General features: G+C 69.7%; 15 protein-coding genes. 2 read left to right on the top strand and 13 right to left on the bottom strand.

Annotation, left to right across the window (positions count from 1 at the left end; genetic code table 11):
- Window positions 1–112: 112 nt before the first annotated feature.
- The 4 genes from C1N81_RS35280 to C1N81_RS35265 form a co-directional block, all read right to left on the bottom strand.
- On the bottom strand, window positions 113–487 hold the full coding sequence (locus C1N81_RS35280) for an FKBP-type peptidyl-prolyl cis-trans isomerase (protein WP_394435395.1): 375 nt from the start codon (window positions 485–487) through the stop codon (window positions 113–115).
- A 64-nt stretch (window positions 488–551) separates the two neighbouring features.
- Window positions 552–1,562 carry an FKBP-type peptidyl-prolyl cis-trans isomerase gene (locus C1N81_RS35275; protein ID WP_394435394.1) on the bottom strand — a complete coding sequence of 337 codons (1,011 nt, stop codon included), beginning with the start codon at window positions 1,560–1,562 and terminating at the stop codon, window positions 552–554.
- Between the two features lie 160 nt (window positions 1,563–1,722).
- On the bottom strand, window positions 1,723–3,084 hold the full coding sequence (pafA, locus tag C1N81_RS35270; RefSeq protein WP_361074123.1) for a Pup--protein ligase: 1,362 nt from the start codon (window positions 3,082–3,084) through the stop codon (window positions 1,723–1,725).
- 9 nt (window positions 3,085–3,093) lie between these two features.
- Window positions 3,094–4,353 carry an MFS transporter gene (locus C1N81_RS35265; RefSeq protein ID WP_394435393.1) on the bottom strand — a complete coding sequence of 420 codons (1,260 nt, stop codon included), beginning with the start codon at window positions 4,351–4,353 and terminating at the stop codon, window positions 3,094–3,096.
- 176 nt (window positions 4,354–4,529) lie between these two features.
- Between C1N81_RS35265 and C1N81_RS35260 the strand changes: the two genes are divergently transcribed.
- Window positions 4,530–5,570, top strand: coding sequence for a LacI family DNA-binding transcriptional regulator (locus C1N81_RS35260; protein ID WP_394435391.1), 1,041 nt, complete (start codon window positions 4,530–4,532; stop codon window positions 5,568–5,570).
- A gap of 89 nt (window positions 5,571–5,659) precedes the next feature.
- On the opposite strand, the gene prcA is transcribed toward C1N81_RS35260, so the two are convergent.
- The 6 genes from prcA to arc form a co-directional block, all read right to left on the bottom strand.
- Window positions 5,660–6,442 (bottom strand): proteasome subunit alpha, encoded by a 783-nt coding sequence (prcA, locus tag C1N81_RS35255; RefSeq protein WP_394435390.1) that lies wholly within the window; start codon window positions 6,440–6,442, stop codon window positions 5,660–5,662.
- 60 nt (window positions 6,443–6,502) lie between these two features.
- On the bottom strand, window positions 6,503–7,348 hold the full coding sequence (prcB, locus tag C1N81_RS35250; protein WP_394435389.1) for a proteasome subunit beta: 846 nt from the start codon (window positions 7,346–7,348) through the stop codon (window positions 6,503–6,505).
- Window positions 7,300–7,890 carry an endonuclease VII domain-containing protein gene (locus C1N81_RS35245; protein ID WP_394435388.1) on the bottom strand — a complete coding sequence of 197 codons (591 nt, stop codon included), beginning with the start codon at window positions 7,888–7,890 and terminating at the stop codon, window positions 7,300–7,302. Before C1N81_RS35245 ends, prcB begins: the two co-directional genes overlap by 49 nt.
- A gap of 35 nt (window positions 7,891–7,925) precedes the next feature.
- Window positions 7,926–8,144, bottom strand: a complete 219-nt coding sequence (locus tag C1N81_RS35240; protein ID WP_361074113.1) for a ubiquitin-like protein Pup — start codon at window positions 8,142–8,144, stop codon at window positions 7,926–7,928.
- Window positions 8,145–8,305: 161 nt separating this feature from the next.
- Entirely contained in the window at window positions 8,306–9,817 is a 1,512-nt protein-coding gene (dop, locus tag C1N81_RS35235) for a depupylase/deamidase Dop (protein WP_394435386.1), read from the bottom strand.
- 257 nt (window positions 9,818–10,074) lie between these two features.
- Complete coding sequence (gene arc, locus C1N81_RS35230; protein WP_394435384.1) at window positions 10,075–11,841, bottom strand: proteasome ATPase; 1,767 nt, start codon at window positions 11,839–11,841, stop codon at window positions 10,075–10,077.
- A gap of 264 nt (window positions 11,842–12,105) precedes the next feature.
- On the opposite strand from arc, the gene C1N81_RS35225 reads away from it, so the two are divergent.
- Window positions 12,106–12,420, top strand: a complete 315-nt coding sequence (locus C1N81_RS35225; protein WP_394435383.1) for a ferredoxin — start codon at window positions 12,106–12,108, stop codon at window positions 12,418–12,420.
- Window positions 12,421–12,507: 87 nt separating this feature from the next.
- On the opposite strand, the gene C1N81_RS35220 is transcribed toward C1N81_RS35225, so the two are convergent.
- The 3 genes from C1N81_RS35220 to C1N81_RS35210 form a co-directional block, all read right to left on the bottom strand.
- The gene (locus C1N81_RS35220) at window positions 12,508–13,092 is read right to left on the bottom strand and encodes a hypothetical protein (RefSeq protein ID WP_394435381.1); all 585 of its coding nucleotides are present in this window, start codon (window positions 13,090–13,092) and stop codon (window positions 12,508–12,510) included.
- A 238-nt stretch (window positions 13,093–13,330) separates the two neighbouring features.
- Complete coding sequence (locus C1N81_RS35215; RefSeq protein WP_324771665.1) at window positions 13,331–14,236, bottom strand: tRNA (adenine-N1)-methyltransferase; 906 nt, start codon at window positions 14,234–14,236, stop codon at window positions 13,331–13,333.
- 55 nt (window positions 14,237–14,291) lie between these two features.
- Complete coding sequence (locus C1N81_RS35210) at window positions 14,292–16,013, bottom strand: site-2 protease family protein (RefSeq protein WP_394435380.1); 1,722 nt, start codon at window positions 16,011–16,013, stop codon at window positions 14,292–14,294.
- Window positions 16,014–16,106: the final 93 nt, after the last annotated feature.

Raw genomic sequence — 16,106 nt, 5'->3', positions numbered from 1 at the left:
GGTGTACCGGCAAAAGCCAGGGGATACGGCAGGGCCCATGCCGGACGGCATGGGCCCTGTGAACGACCGCGCGGGTCGGTGTCCGCTCGACGCGGACGGCTGTTCTGACGACTCAGACGGAGACCAGGTCGCAGACGAAGATCAGCGTCTCGCCGGGGGCGATGCGGCCGCCACCGGCGCCGCGGTCGCCGTACGCCAGGTGCGCCGGGATGGTCAGCCGGCGGCGGCCGCCGACCTTCATGCCCTGCACGCCCTGGTCCCAGCCCTGGATGACCTGGCCGGCACCGAGCTGGAACTGCAGCGGGGTGCCACGGTTCCAGGACGCGTCGAACTCCTCACCGGTGGAGAAGGCCACGCCCACGTAGTGCACGGAGACGGTGTCGCCCGCCTTCGCCTCGGATCCTTCGCCCTCCCAGAGGTCCACGATCTCGAGGTCCGTCGGGGCCGGACCCTCGGGGAAGTCGATCTCGGGCTTGTCGATGCTCACGTGTAGTGCTCCTGCTTGTCGGCTATCGGGCAACCGGGACAGTCTGCCACTTCCCCGGCGGTGATCAGTGCGTGGCGAGGATGTCGACCACGAAGACCAGCGTCGAGTTGGCGGGCAGCGTCTTGCCCTTCTCCTGGTCGCCGTAGGCCTGGTCGGCCGGGATCACGAGGAGGACGCGGTCGCCGACGTGCTTGCCGACGATGCCCGTGTCCCAGCCCTTGATGACCTGACCCTTGCCGATCTGCGTCTGGAACGGCTGGCCCGTGTTGAAGGACGAGTCGAACAGCTCGGCCTTGTCCTTGCCCTGGTTGAGCTTCCAGGCCGCGCCGCTGTAGTGCATGGAGACCGTCTGGCCGCTCTTGACCTCGGCGCCCTTGCCCTGGATGAGGACCTTGTCGACGAGCTTGGCCGGCGGGTCGTTCTTCGGCACGGTGATCTTCGCGGGCGCCTGGGCGTCCGCCTTGATCTGCGGCAGGTCGGAGGGGATCGCCGCCTGCTTCTGCGCCGAGTCCCGGACGATGTCGCCGACGTCCAGCGCGAACACCAGCGTGTCGGAGCCCGTGATGCCGTACTGCTGGGCGCCCTGGCTGCCGTAACCGGCCGCGGGCGGCGCCACCACGAGGATCCGGCTGCCCTCCTTCGCGCCGACGACGGCCTGCGAGAACGCCGGCAGCTGGCTCTCGGACGCCGCCGTCACGATCTGCCCGTTGCTCTGCTGCCCGTACGTCGTGCCGAGGTCCTTGGCGCCCTTCCAGATCTTGCCGGTGAAGTTCATCGACACCATGTCGTCCTTCTTCACCTCCGCGCCCTTGCCCTCGGAGAGCGTGTGCACGACGAACTTGCCGCTCGGCTCGCCCTTGGGCAGCGAGATCGTCGCCTTGCTGCCGTACGCGCCCTTCACCGTCGGCATGGGCTCCGCCGTGTCGACCGCCTTGGGCACCGACGCCGCCTTCGGCGACGAGGACGCCGAGGAGTCGGCCTTGTCCGCCCCGTCCTTGCCGTCGTCACTGCCACAGGCCGTCGCGGTCAGCGCCAGTGCCGGCACGATCAGTAGAGCTGCAAGTCGGCGTCGCACAGGGATCCTCAGGTCGCTCGAATACGGTTCGGCCACTCTAGGCCCTCCCGCCACATTTGCCAGGTGCCGACAAGCACGCCGGGGGCCCCGTACGAATGATTCGTACGAGGCCCCCGGCAGGATGGGTCCGAACCGGTACCAGGATGGGTCCGAACCGGTCCTACATCCCGGCGATCAGCTTCTCCACCCGGTCGTCCACGCTGCGGAACGGGTCCTTGCACAGCACCGTGCGCTGCGCCTGGTCGTTCAGCTTCAGATGGACCCAGTCGACCGTGAAGTCACGGCGCTGCTCCTGGGCCCGGCGGATGAAGTCGCCGCGCAGCCGCGCGCGCGTGGTCTGCGGCGGCACGGACTTACCCTCGAAGATCTTCAGGTCGTTGCAGATCCGGGCGGCCTGGCCCTTCTTCTCCAGGAGGTAGTAGAGCCCGCGGCGACGGTGGATGTCGTGGTAGGCGAGGTCTATCTGCGCCACCCGCGGGTGCGACATGGTCATGTTGTGCTTGGCCCGGTAGCGCTCGATGAGCTTGTACTTCATGACCCAGTCGATCTCGGTGCCGATGCGGTCGAGGTCCTCCGACTCGATCGCGTCGAGCGCGCGGCCCCACAGCTCGAGAACCTGGTCGACGGTGCCGGTGCGGATGCCCCGGCGCTCCACGAAGTCGACGGCCTTCTCGTAGTACTCCCGCTGCACCTCCAGTGCGGAGGCCTCGCGGCCGCTGGCCAGACGCACCTTGCGCCGGCCCGTGATGTCGTGGCTGACCTCGCGGATCGCCCGGATCGGGTTCTCCAGGGTCAGGTCGCGCATCACCGTGCCCGCCTCGATCATGCGCAGCACCAGGTCGGTGGCGCCGACCTTGAGCAGCATGGTCGTCTCGGACATGTTCGAGTCGCCCACGATGACGTGCAGGCGCCGGTAGCGCTCGGCGTCCGCGTGCGGCTCGTCACGGGTGTTGATGATCGGCCGGGAACGCGTCGTCGCGGAGCTGACGCCCTCCCAGATGTGCTCGGCGCGCTGACTCACGCAGTACACCGCACCGCGCGGGGTCTGCAGCACCTTGCCCGCGCCGCACAGCAGCTGACGCGTCACCAGGAAGGGAATGAGAATGTCCGCGAGCCGCGAGAACTCCCCATGGCGGGCCACCAGATAATTCTCGTGGCAGCCGTAGGAGTTTCCCGCCGAGTCGGTGTTGTTCTTGAAGAGGTATACGTCGCCCGCGATTCCCTCCTCGTGCAGGCGGCGTTCGGCGTCGACGAGCAGGCCTTCCAGAATGCGCTCGCCGGCTTTGTCGTGGGTGACCAACTCGGTCACGTTGTCGCATTCCGGCGTTGCGTATTCCGGATGCGATCCCACGTCCAGATAGAGGCGGGCACCGTTCCGCAGAAAGACATTGCTGCTGCGGCCCCATGACACGACACGGCGGAAGAGGTACCGCGCCACCTCGTCAGGCGACAGACGGCGCTGTCCCCTGAACGTGCATGTGACGCCGTACTCGTTCTCCAGCCCGAAAATGCGGCGGTCCATGTCTGAACATTACGCCCGATCCCCCGAGCTGAAACGGGGTTCGACAGCACGGTTTGGATCATTTTCCGAACCGGCCGCGACACGCCCGGGCGTGCGCGGGTCCCCGAGCACCCGCCGCGTGGCCAGCAACACCAGGAGCGCGAGCGCCCCGGCGGCCGCCGGTACGGCGAAACCCCACCGGGTCCCGCCCCACTCGACGACCGGCCCGGCGACGGCCGTACCGACGCTCGCCCCCACCGTGAACGTCGTCACGAGCCACGAGAACGCCTCCGTCACCGTCCCCCGCGGCGCGTGCCGGTCCACGACGATGAACGCGCACGCGATGCACGGCGCGAGGAACACCCCGGCGACCGCCGTGAGCGCCACCATCGCCACCGGGCCCGGCATCAGCGCCAACGGCACGTAGAACAGCGCCAGAAGGGCCACAAGGCGGCGAAGTCGCGCCTCGGGGGCGCCGCTCCACTCCCGCGCGCCGTACACCGCGCCGCCCACCAGGGCGCCGAGCCCGAGCGCCGCCATCATCCAGCCGTACACCGCGTCGCCGCCGTGCTCGTCCCCGTACGAGACGCCCGCCACGGTGATCGAACCGAGCGCGAGCCCGACGAACAGGAAGGCGGCGAGCAGGACGAGCAGGCCCGGCGAGCGCAGCGCGCCCAGCCAGTGGGCCTCGCGCGGCGCGGACCGCCACGCGCGCGAGGGCTTCGACAGGACGACGGAGAGGGCACCGAGGACGCCGATGACGTTCAGGACGACGAGCGCGGCCTGCGCCGACCACAGCGACACGCACACGGTCACCAGCAACGGGCCGACGGTGAACATGACTTCCTGGGCGATCGCGTCCATCGCGTACGCCTTGTGCACCTGCTCCTCGCGCGGCAGCACGCTCGGCCACAGCGCCCGCAGGCCGCCTTCGAGCGGCGGTGTGAACAGTCCTGCGGCGGCCACGGCGCTGTAGGCCACGCCCGGCGAGCCGGTGCCGCCGAAGGCGAACAGCGTCATCGCGAGCGCCGACAGGACGGCGGCCGGAAGCTGCACCGTCGGCTGCCCGCGCAGGTCGACGAGGCGTCCGAGCACCGGCTGCCCGACCGCGTTGGCCACCCCGTACACGGCGGCGAGCGCGCCGGCCAGCGAGTACGAGCCGCCCTCGGCGCGGATGAACAGCACGATGGCGATGGACGCCGTGGCATTGGGCAGCCTGCCGACGAGCGTGCCGGTGAGCAGCCGCATCGCGTGCCGCGCCCGGAGGATCTCCGCATATCCGGCGGCCATGGCCCGCCCTTCCGTCTCAAGTTGTACGTATAACGCCGTGGGGTTATACGTATCACGTGTCGGGGTTATACGTACCACGTGCGTCGGCGCGGGAGCCACCCGCTAACGTCAGCCACCGCGCACGACCCACACGCCGGGCAGCGACAACCCCCGACAGCGGACCCACGGAGGCAGCAGTGACCAGCGGTACGGAAGGGACGGCGACCAGCCGCCCCACCAGCCGGGACGTGGCCCGCGCCGCAGGCGTCTCCCAGGCAGCCGTCTCCCTCGTCATGGGCGACAAATGGCGCGGCCGCGTCGCCCCCGCCACCGCCGAACGCGTCCGCGAGGCGGCCCGCGCCCTCGGCTACCGCCCCAACCTCGCCGCCCGCAACCTCCGCATGGGCCGCACCCGCACCGCCCTCCTCGTCGTCCCCGCCCTCACCAACGAGTTCTTCGCCGGCGTCTACACCGGCGCCGCCCGCCTCGCCGCCGAGCACGGCTTCGGCGTCGTCCTCTACCCCTCCCCCGACGGCATCGGCCCGGCCCGCGACCCCTTCCCCTCCGCCCGCGCCGCCCTCGACGGCATCCTCGCCTCATCCATGGCCGCCGACGCCGTCACCGCACTGCGCGGTGACGACCTGCCGCTCGTCATGCTCGACAGCGACCCGGCGGGCAGCCCCGGCGCCACCACCGTCAACCTCGACCTCACCGACGGCATCCGGCAGCTCACCGACCATCTGCTCGCCCTCGGCCACCGGCACTTCCTGCACCTCGCCTCCGCCGTCCCGTCCTGGACCTTCGACGTGCGCGCCCGCGAACTCGCCGCCCGGACCGCCCTCTTGCCCGGCACCACCGTCCGCACCGTCCGCTCCGCCCTCACCGTCGAGGACGCCATGGCCGCCACCGAACGCGCCCTGCGCACCAGCGGCCCCACCCTGCCCACCGCCCTCGTCTGCGACGACGACAAACTCGCCACCGGCGCCTACAAAGCCGCCCGCCGCATGGGCCTGCGCATCCCCGAACACTTCTCCGTCACCGGCTTCGACGACCTCTCCCTCGCCACCGCCGTCGACCCCGAACTCACCACCGTCCGCCTGCCCGCCGAGCAGTTCGGCGAGCGCGGCATGGCCGCCCTCCTCGCCGTCCTGGAGGGCCGCACACCCGACACCACCCCGCTCCCGGTCGAACTCGTCGTACGCGGCTCGACGGCACCGCCACCCCGCACCGAGGCATGAAGGTGTGCCGGTGGCCGACATACGTGTGCCCCGGCCGGATGTCGTATCCGGCCGGGGCACACGTATGACGAACTGTCGACTGGCGGCGGCTACTCCTCCGAGGAGTCCCCGTTGTCGTCGGAGACGTCGTCGGACACCGCGTCGGACGCCGCCTTCGACGTCTCCGCCGCGCCCTCCGCCGTGAGCAGCCGCGACAACTGCCGCCCCACGATCCGCTTGAACTTGCGCTGCTGCGGCCGCGTACGGTCGAGCACCGCCACCTCGAGACGCTCGGCGGGAATCTCCCGCTCGCTCCCGTTCGTGTCGCGCGACAGCGCCTGCACGGCCAGCTTCAACGCCTCGGACAGCGACATGCCGTCCTGATGACGCTGGTCCAGATAGCCGCTGATCTGCTCGGCGTTACCACCGACCGCGACCGAACCGTGCTCGTCCACGATCGACCCGTCGTGCGGCAGCCGGTAGATCTGGTCGCCCTCGGACGTCTCACCGACCTCCGCGACGACCAGCTCCACCTCGTACGGCTTCTCGGCCGCACTGGAGAAGATCGTGCCCAGCGTCTGCGCGTACACGTTCGCCAGACCACGGGCCGTCACATCGTCCCGGTCGTACGTGTACCCCCGCAGATCCGCGTAGCGGACGCCACCGATCCGCAGGTTCTCGTACTCGTTGTACTTACCGGCGGCCGCGAAACCGATCCGGTCGTAGATCTCGCTGAACTTGTGCAGGGCACGGGACGGGTTCTCGCCGACGAACACGATGCCGTCGGCGTACTGCAGCACAACCAGGCTGCGACCGCGGGCGATGCCCTTGCGCGCGTACTCCGCGCGGTCGGCCATCGCCTGCTGGGGTGAGACATAGAACGGCGTCGACACCGGCTATCCGTCCCTTTCTGTCAGTAACGCGTCAGTGGGGAAAGAGAAGCGATCCGCGGCTCAGAGCAGCGCCGCGCGCGGACCGTCCGGCTGCTCCAGACGCCGCTCCAGGATCGACCGGGCGATCTGCGACGACTCGTCGTCACCGAGACGACGGAACCCGTCCTCCGAGATCACCGTCACGATCGGGAAGATCCGACGTGCCATGTCGGGACCGCCCGTCGCCGAGTCGTCGTCCGCCGCGTCGTACAGCGCCTGCACGACCAGCGTCGTCGCCTGCTCCTCCGTCAGGTCGCCGCGGTAGAGCTTCTTCATCGCCCCGCGCGCGAAGACCGAACCCGAACCGGTCGCGGCGTACCCGTGCTCCTCGCTGCGCCCGCCCGTCACGTCGTACGAGAAGATGCGGCCCTTCTCGCGGTCGACGTCGTACCCGGCGAACAGCGGCACCACGGCCAGGCCCTGCATCGCCATGCCGAGGTTCGACCGGATCATCGTGGACAGCCGGTTCGCCTTGCCCTCCAGGGACAGCTGGGCGCCCTCGACCTTCTCGAAGTGCTCCAGCTCCAGCTGGAAGAGCTTCACCATCTCGACGGCCAGACCGGCGGTGCCGGCGATACCGACGGCCGAGTACTCGTCCGCCGGGAAGACCTTCTCGATGTCGCGCTGCGCGATCACGTTCCCCATCGTGGCGCGGCGGTCGCCGGCGAGGACGACGCCTCCCGGGAACGTCACGGCGACGATGGTCGTGCCGTGCGGGGCCTCGATGACGCCCTGCGTCGGCGGCAACTGCCGGTTGCCCGGCAGGATCTCCGGCTGGTGCTCGGCCAGGAAGTCCATGAAGGACGACGACCCGGGCGTCAGGAAGGCAGCCGGTAGACGCCCGGTGCTACGAGGGTTGGCTTCCACGCGTTTCCTTCCACGTAAGCGGCGGCCCGCCTTATCGCGTCGGGCCGGTCCTTGAACTGCCCCAGGGCTGCATTGCAGCTGAAGCACAGTACGCCACGGACCCTACCCGTCTCATGGCAGTGATCCACATGTTCGGCCGGAGCAGAAAGACAGATGCAGCACACGCCCCTCTGCTCCTGGATCAGCGCGTCCAACTCGTGCGGCGCGAGGCCGTACTTGCGCTTGAAGTAGCTGATCCGGTTCCGCTCCGCCCGGCATGTTCGGCAGTAGCTCGACCAACCGTCCGAAGAGGACTTGTTGCGTTCCCACTCGCAGTGCGGCTTGACGATCTCGCACTGCGGGCAGCGTTTGTGGCCCGTCGGCACGTCGACCTTCGCGCGCACCGTCTTGCCCTTGGCCTCCTGGCGCTGCCGGTAGTACTCGGCGGAGCACTCACGGCAGTACGCCTGAAGGCCGTCCGGCAAGGACTTGTTGCTCGCGAACGCCGCTCGCGACAGCGTCTGCCTGCATCGCGAGCAGCGGCGGCCCTCCGACTCGCTCATAGTGAGTGGGCCTTCGATTCGAAGGAATCGAGACCCTACTCCCCACCCTTCTGAACGAAGGACCTCACGAAATCCTCAGCATTCTCCTCTAGGACATCGTCGATTTCGTCCAGAACCGAGTCGACATCGTCGCTCAGCTTCTCCTGGCGCTCCTTGAGGTCGTCAGTCGCCTGCGCGTCCTCGACCTGCTCATCGACCTCCTCGGAGGTGCGATTCGCCTTCTGCTGTCCGCCGCCGGTGTCCTTGGTCGCCATATCCAGCTCACCCCGCTCGGGTCGACATACACGTCGTACGTGTCGTACAGGCTGTTCGTGATCAGAACCCTACAAGTCGGGTCCGACATCGGCCCCGCAGTTGCCGCAACCTGCGGAGCCCACCTCTGTGATTCCCCCGCCGCGGGCCTTTCAGCCGTCGATCAGCCGCCGGAGAGCACGCGGACCAGATCTTCGGCCGTCCGGCACCGGTCGAGCAGCTCCTTCACGTGATTACGCGTTCCGCGAAGGGGTTCGAGGGTGGGGACCCGTTGCAGTGAGTCACGGCCGGGCAGGTCGAAGATGACCGAGTCCCAGGAGGCGGCCGCGACGTCGTCCGCGTACTGCTCCAGGCACCGCCCGCGGAAGTACGCGCGGGTGTCCTCGGGCGGTGACGTACGGGCCCTCTCGACCTCGTCCTCGGTCAGGAGGCGCTTCATCTTGCCCCGGGCCGCCAGACGGTTGTACAGGCCCTTCTCGGCTCGTACGTCGGCGTACTGGAGGTCGACGAGGTGCAGGCGCGCGGCGTCCCAGTCGAGGTTGTCGCGGCGCCGGTAGCCCTCCATGAGCTCGCGCTTGGCGACCCAGTCCAGCTCCCCCGAGAGGCTCATCGGGTCGCTCTCCAGACGGCCGAGCACGTCCTCCCAGCGGCTGAGGACGTCCTTGGTCTGGTCGTCGGCGTCGGCGCCGAAGCGCTCCTCGACGTACTTCCTGGCCAGCTCGTAGTACTCCATCTGGAGCTGTACGGCGGTGAGCGTGCGGCCGCTGCGGAGCGTGATCAGGTGCTGGAGGGAGGGGTCGTGCGAGACCTGGTGGAGGGTGCGGACGGGCTGGTCCACGGCCAGGTCGACGGCGATGAAGCCGTCCTCGATCATGGAGAGGACCAGGGCTGTCGTGCCGAGCTTGAGGTACGTCGAGATCTCGGAGAGGTTCGCGTCGCCGATGATCACATGCAGGCGGCGGTACTTCTCGGCGTCCGAGTGCGGCTCGTCCCGGGTGTTGATGATGGGGCGCTTGAGGGTGGTCTCCAGGCCGACCTCGACCTCGAAGTAGTCGGCGCGCTGGCTGAGCTGGAAGCCGTGCTCGTGCCCGTCCTGGCCGAGGCCGACGCGGCCCGCTCCGGTGACGACCTGACGGGAGACGAAGAACGGCGTGAGGTGGCGCACGATGTCCGAGAAGGGGGTCTCCCGCTTCATCAGGTAGTTCTCGTGCGTGCCGTAGCTCGCGCCCTTGTTGTCGGTGTTGTTCTTGTAGAGGTGGATCGGCTGGGCGCCGGGCAGCTGGGCCGCGCGGTCGGCCGCCTCCGCCATGATGCGCTCGCCGGCCTTGTCCCACAGGACGGCGTCGCGCGGGTTGGTGATCTCCGGGGAGCTGTACTCGGGGTGTGCGTGGTCGACGTAGAGGCGCGCGCCGTTGGTGAGGATGACGTTGGCCAGGCCGATGTCCTCGTCGGTGAGCTGGCTGGAGTCGGCGGCCTCGCGGGCGAGGTCGAAGCCCCGGGCGTCGCGCAGCGGGTTCTCCTCCTCGAAGTCCCAGCGGGCGCGGCGGGCCCGGTGCATCGCCGCCGCGTACGCGTTGACGATCTGGGACGAGGTGAGCATGGCATTGGCATTGGGGTGGCCGGGGACGGAGATCCCGTACTCCGTCTCGATGCCCATTACTCGCCGTACGGTCATGCGGCCCTCCTTGCCCGGCGGCGCCCTCGGTCGGGGGCGGCGCTCAAGTACCGCTGGTTCTCCGATGCGCGTGCGGTGCCCGTCCCCGCACGGCGCGACTCGGCGGTATGGAAGAGCCTAGAACGCCTCTGCGCTGGTGGGGAGATCATTTGCGTCATTGCTTCGCTCCGACGTGAAGCGGCTGGCCGCGTGGTAGTTGCCCGGAAAAACAGTGGGCTGCGGGTACCCGGTCCGGGCACCCGCAGCCACCCTGTCTTTTACAGGTACTGCCCGGTGTTCGCCACCGTGTCGATGGAACGTCCGGTGTCCGCGCCCTGCTTTCCGGTCACGAGGGTGCGGATGTAGACGATCCGCTCGCCCTTCTTTCCGGAGATTCGGGCCCAGTCGTCGGGGTTCGTGGTGTTGGGAAGGTCCTCGTTCTCCTTGAACTCGTCGATGCAAGCCTGGAGGAGATGGGCGACCCTGAGGCCCTTCTGATTCTGTTCGAGGAAGGCCTTGATGGCCATCTTCTTGGCGCGGCCGACGATGTTCTCGATCATTGCGCCGGAGTTGAAGTCCTTGAAGTACAGGACTTCCTTGTCGCCATTGGCGTACGTGACTTCCAGGAAGCGGTTCTCCTCGGATTCCGCGTACATGTGTTCCACGGCGGTCTGGATCATATTGGCCACCGTGGCCGCCCGGTCGCTGCTGTGCTCGCCGAGGTCGTCGGCGTGCAGCGGCAGGCGCTGGGTGAGGTACTTGCCGAAGATGTCCTTGGCCGCTTCGGCGTCCGGACGCTCGATCTTGATCTTCACATCGAGTCGGCCGGGGCGCAAAATGGCCGGGTCGATCATGTCCTCGCGGTTGGAGGCGCCGATCACGACCACGTTCTGCAGGCCCTCGACGCCGTCGATCTCGGCGAGGAGCTGCGGGACGATGGTGTTCTCGACGTCCGAGCTGACGCCGGAGCCGCGGGTGCGGAAGAGGGACTCCATCTCGTCGAAGAAGACGATGACGGGGGTGCCCTCGCTGGCCTTCTCCCGCGCACGCTGGAAGACGAGGCGGATCTGCCGCTCGGTCTCGCCGACGTACTTGTTGAGAAGCTCGGGACCCTTGATGTTGAGGAAGAAGCTCTTGCCCTGGCCCTGTCCGGTCACTTCCGCGACCTTCTTGGCAAGGGAGTTGGCGACCGCCTTGGCGATCAGGGTCTTTCCGCAGCCGGGAGGGCCGTACAGGAGGACGCCCTTGGGCGGCCGCAGTTCGTGCTCCCGGTACAGGTCCGGGTAGAGGTACGGCAGCTCGACCGCGTCGCGGATCAGTTCGATCTGGTTGCCCAGGCCGCCGATCTGGTCGTAGCCGATGTCCGGGACCTCTTCGAGGACCAGTTCCTCCACTTCGCTCTTCGGAACGACCTCGTAGACGTAGCCGGAGCGGGGTTCGAGGAGCAGGGCGTCGCCGGGCCGGATGACGACGTCGAGGAGCGGTTCGGCGAGCCGGACCACCCTCTCCTCGTCGGTGTGGCCGGTGACCAGGGCGCGCTCGCCGTCCTCGAGGATCTCCTTGAGGGTGACGATGTCGCCGACGCTCTCGAACTCCATGGCCTCGACCACGTTGAGCGCTTCGTTGAGCATGACTTCCTGGCCGCGCCTGAGCTCTTCGAGCTCGACGCTCGGGCTCACGTTCACCCGGAGTTTGCGGCCGCCGGTGAAGATGTCGGCGGTGCCGTCCTCATTGGCCGTGAGGAAGACTCCGAAGCCGGCCGGCGGTTGTGCGAGCCGGTCGACCTCCTCCTTGAGGGCCACGATCTGGTCGCGGGCCTCGCGGAGCGTGTTCGCAAGCCGTTCGTTCTGTGCGGATACGCCGGCCAGATTGGTCTGCAGCTCGACGATCCGCTCTTCGAGAATCCTCGTATGACGCGGAGAGTCGGCGAGCTTGCGCCGCAGGACGGCGATTTCCTGCTCGAGATAGGCAATCTGCCCGGCGGGGTCGTCGGACCCTCGTCCCGGGCGGATGCCGCGGTTGATGTCGTCGTCGTGGGCTGCCACGGTCCTCACCTCCTCCAAGGGGAGCTGGACGCTTCCAGACCCTACCTGGGTGGGTGTTGATTGAAACCCCTAGATCACAAAGACGGTCGAGGTGTGTCTGATCTTCACCCTTGCGCTCTCCCTCACGCCAGTGGAATACCCACCCAACAACATCGGAAAGCGGGCGGTTGTAGGGTCGAAGTGTTCAACACCCGTCAGGCCTGGCCGGACTTGCTCCTGTGAAGTGGGTTAGCCGGGGCTGCGACGCAGGAAACGGCAGGAGACATGACCGTACGGCAAGAGGCCGGATCCACCGCCGACAGCGGCGTTCCGCTGGAGGTGTGGATCGACCAGGACCTGTGTACCGGGGACGGGATCTGCGCCCAGTACGCGCCGGAGGTCTTCGAGCTGGACATCGACGGCCTCGCGTATGTGAAGAGCGCGGACGACGAGCTGCTGCAGGACGCGGGGGCCTCAACGCCCGTGCCGCTGCCGCTTCTCACGGACGTGGTGGCGTCGGCCCGGGAGTGCCCCGGCGACTGCATCCACGTACGCCGGGTTTCGGACAGGGTCGAGGTGTACGGGCCCGACGCGGAGTGACCCGGACAGTGTGACCGCCGTCACATCTAGCAGGCAGGGCCCCGCCGAGGCGGGGCCCTTCGCGTGGGGTCGTCCGTGCGCGTCCGCTCAGACGCTGCTCGCCCTGGCGGGCGTGGAGCGGACGAACGCCCCGTTGCGCCAATGCCATTGGGCGCGGTCGTGGACGTCGGGGCGGTAGCGCGGGACGTCGTCGGAGGAGTAGCCGTCGAGGGTGGCGGTGACGGCGCCGTCGCGTACGGCGAGGGCCGTGACCGTGAACTGGTCCTTCGGGTCGACGAGGGTGGCGACGACGCGGGGCTTGCCGCCGGCGGACCGGGTGAGGACATAGACCCCGTTGGGCGGGGTACCGGAGCCCGCGTCGCAGCGTACGGCCGCGACGGTCTCGGGCCGGCCGTCACCGTCGAGGTCGCCGGAGGCCTTGCGCTGTACCACGACCTTGACCGGGCCGCAGTTGAGCGGGAAGTCGGCCGCGGCCGGATCGGGCGCGGCGACGGCGGGGCCGGCGGCGTGCGCCGCCTGGTTCTTCGGGGCCCCGGGCTGGGCCGCGGTGGCGGAGCCGGGCTGGAGGAAGCCCGAGGCGGCGACCACGGCGGCGAGGGCCGCGGCGGTGGCCAGCCAGTGGATGGGCCGGGTGGTGGTGTGCGCCAGTTCCGGGACGGCGGGTTGCTGCACGAGGAAGTTGTCTCCTGTGAGGGCTGTGCCGGTGGGAGTGGCCAGCATCGTGCCATACGTCACAGTCCGGGGGAACGGCGGGGTGGGACGTTTGTCACGCGGAGTGCGCCGCGCGCGGCTCGGGGCGTTCGTTCGCCGTGACAACGCGTCGGCGCCGCCGTCGAGTTCCCGTACGGGGCGGGGAACTGGACGGCGGCGCCGACGCGTTCGCAGGAGGTGGCTCGCCGGCTCGCCGTGGTCAGCGGCCCCGGTTGCCGCCGTCGGCGTTCGGTCCGTCGTAGTCCTCGCCGTAGGCGCCCTTGGCGGGGCGGCGGCGGCGCATGGGCGGCTCGACGCCGTCCGCGAGGCGGCGGGCGGTCAGCAGGAAGCCGGTGTGGCCGATCATCCGGTGGTCGGGGCGGACGGCGAGGCCCTCCACGTGCCAGTTGCGGATCATCGACTCCCACGAGGTCGGCTCGTTGAAGCAGCCGATCTCGCGGATGGACTCGACGGTGCGGGCCAGCTGGGTGGTCGTGGCGACGTAGCAGCACAGGATGCCGCCGGGGACGAGCGCCTTCTTGACGACGTCCAGGCACTCCCAGGGGGCGAGCATGTCGAGGATGACGCGGTCGACGTCGCCGTCGGTCAGGTTGTCCTGAAGGTCGCCGACGGTGAGCTGCCAGGCGGGGTGCGGGCCGCCGAAGTAGCGCTCCACGTTGCCCTTGGCGATCTCGGCGAAGTCCTCGCGGCGCTCGTACGAGTGCAGCATGCCCTCGTCGCCGATGGCACGCAGCAGGAAGCTGCTGAGCGAGCCGGAGCCCACACCCGCCTCGACGACGCGGGCGCCGGGGAAGATGTCGGCGAAGGCCAGGATCTGCCCCGCGTCCTTGGGGTAGACCACGGCGGCGCCGCGGGGCATGGACAGGACGTAGTCGGGGAGCAGGGGGCGCAGCGCGAGGTAGGCGACGTTTCCGGTGGTGCGGACAACGCTGCCCTCGGGAGCGCCGATCAGCTCGTCGTGCGGGAAGGAACCCTTGTGGGTGTGGAAGTTCTTCCCGTCCTCGAGCGTGAACGTGTAGTGGCGGCCCTTGGGGTCGGTCAGCTGTACCTGGTCCCCGACCTTGAAGGGCCCGCGTCGGCGGGCGGCACCGGTCGGTTCGGACATGTGACCAGCGTACCGGGCGTGGGGGCGGGTGCCGACCACGCCGGTCGCCGTGCGGTCAGGAGGGGCGGGCCATGGCTTTGACGAATGCGCGTTCGACGTCGGCGGCGGAGAGGACGCCGTAGATCGCGCCGTTGTTCTCCACGACGAGGTACTCGGTGGCCGGGGTCGCGCGCAGGGTGTCGAGGAGATCCTCGCCGGCCAGCTCGGCGGAGACCCTCATGCCGTCCGTGAGGTCCTGGGCGAGGCCGCTGACCGGGACCCAGGGGCGGCGGTGTTCGGGGACGCCGACGATGGCGGCCTCCCGGACGAGGGAGCGGGGCTCGCCGTCCGGATCGACGACGACGAGGGCGCGGGCCCCCGACTCGTTGGCCCGGCGCAGCGCCTCCGCGAGGGAGGTCGCGGGTTCGACGGGGACGGCGCGGCGCGTGAGCGTGCGGGCGCGCAGCTCCGGGAGGTGCTCGCGCAGGCGGGCCATGCGGAGGCTGTTGCCCGCGCCGGTCCAGATGATCGCGGCGAGGATGGCGGCGAGCAGGGCGTCGGTGACGGTGTCCATGCCGCCGACGTCCTCCGCGTCCCCGCCGAGGGCGCCGGTCTGGGTCAGCAGAGGCAGCCCGATGAGGACGGTGACGGCCAGGGCGCGGCCCACCCAGGCCGCGGCGATCGTGCCGCTCATCGGCTTGCCGGTGATCTTCCAGACGACGGCGCGGAGCATACGGCCGCCGTCCAGGGGGAGGCCGGGCAGCAGGTTGAACGCGGCGACGATGAGGTTGGAGACCATCAGGCCCGCGAGCAGCACGCCCGGGACGGTGCCCGGCTCCACGGCCATCATGCCCAGGTAGAAGACGCCCGCGAGGACGAGGGAGAGCAGGGGGCCGACGAAGGCGAGCACGAACTCGCGCCCCGGGGTCTCCGACTCCTTCTCGATCTCGCTGACGCCGCCGAAGAACTGCAGCTGGATCCGGCGGACCGGGAGCTTGAAGCGCAGGGCGGCGACGGTGTGGGCCAGCTCGTGGACCAGCACGGAGGCGTAGAACGCGACCGCGAAGAACAAGGAGACCAGGTAGCGGGCGGCCCCGAGTTCGGGCAGGACCCGGTCCAGCTGCCCGCCGAACACCCAGGTGATCAGCGCGGCGACGAGGAACCAGCTCGGGGCGACATACACGGGCACCCCGAACGGCCGCCCCATGAGAATCCCGCCCCGGGGATTGGCCGGCGGCTGCGCGGGCCCTTTCCGCTTACCGGAGGTGGCGGCGGCGCGGTCGGGGTGGGTGTCGTGGGGGTTGGGGTGGGGGTGGCCAGGTGAGGGGGGAGTTTCGTTGCTCTGGGCGGGCGGTGCGGGTTCATTGCCCTGGGCAGGCGGTGCGGGTTCGCAGGGCTTGGTGAGCGGCGCCGGGTCGTTGCTCTGGGCGGGCGGCACCGGAACGTCGCGGTCGGTGTACGGTGCCGGGTCGTTGCTCTGGGCGGGCGGTAGCGGTTGGGTGCGGTCGGTGTGCTGCGCCGCTGCGTCGCTCTCGTCAGGCGGCACCGGTTGGGTGCGGTCGGTGTGGGGCACAGCCGCACCGCTGTGGGCGGGCGGCACCGATGCGTCGCTCTCGGCGGGCGGCGCCCCGTCCTCGCTGTCCGCGTCTGGGCGGCGTTGCCCGCTCGGGTGCTGGTTGCCGGGGGCGCTCGGCGTGTCCCCGCGCGCGGGTGTCGCCGCCCCGCCGGGGACCGACCCGGGCCGGTGCTGCTCCCCCTGCGGCGAGCCATCCGCGCTGCCGCTTTCCGGGCCCGCCATTGGCGCCCCCGGATCGGCCTCGGGTGGCATCGTCCCCTCGGTGCCGGGAGGCGTGCGCTCCCCGTCGCCGGTCCGTCCGGTGGAGTCGGGCCG

The organism is Streptomyces sp. SGAir0957 (assembly GCF_043523415.1).
The sequence above is the reverse complement of the archived record's forward strand: the minus strand, read 5'-3'. Positions and strand labels throughout refer to the sequence as shown.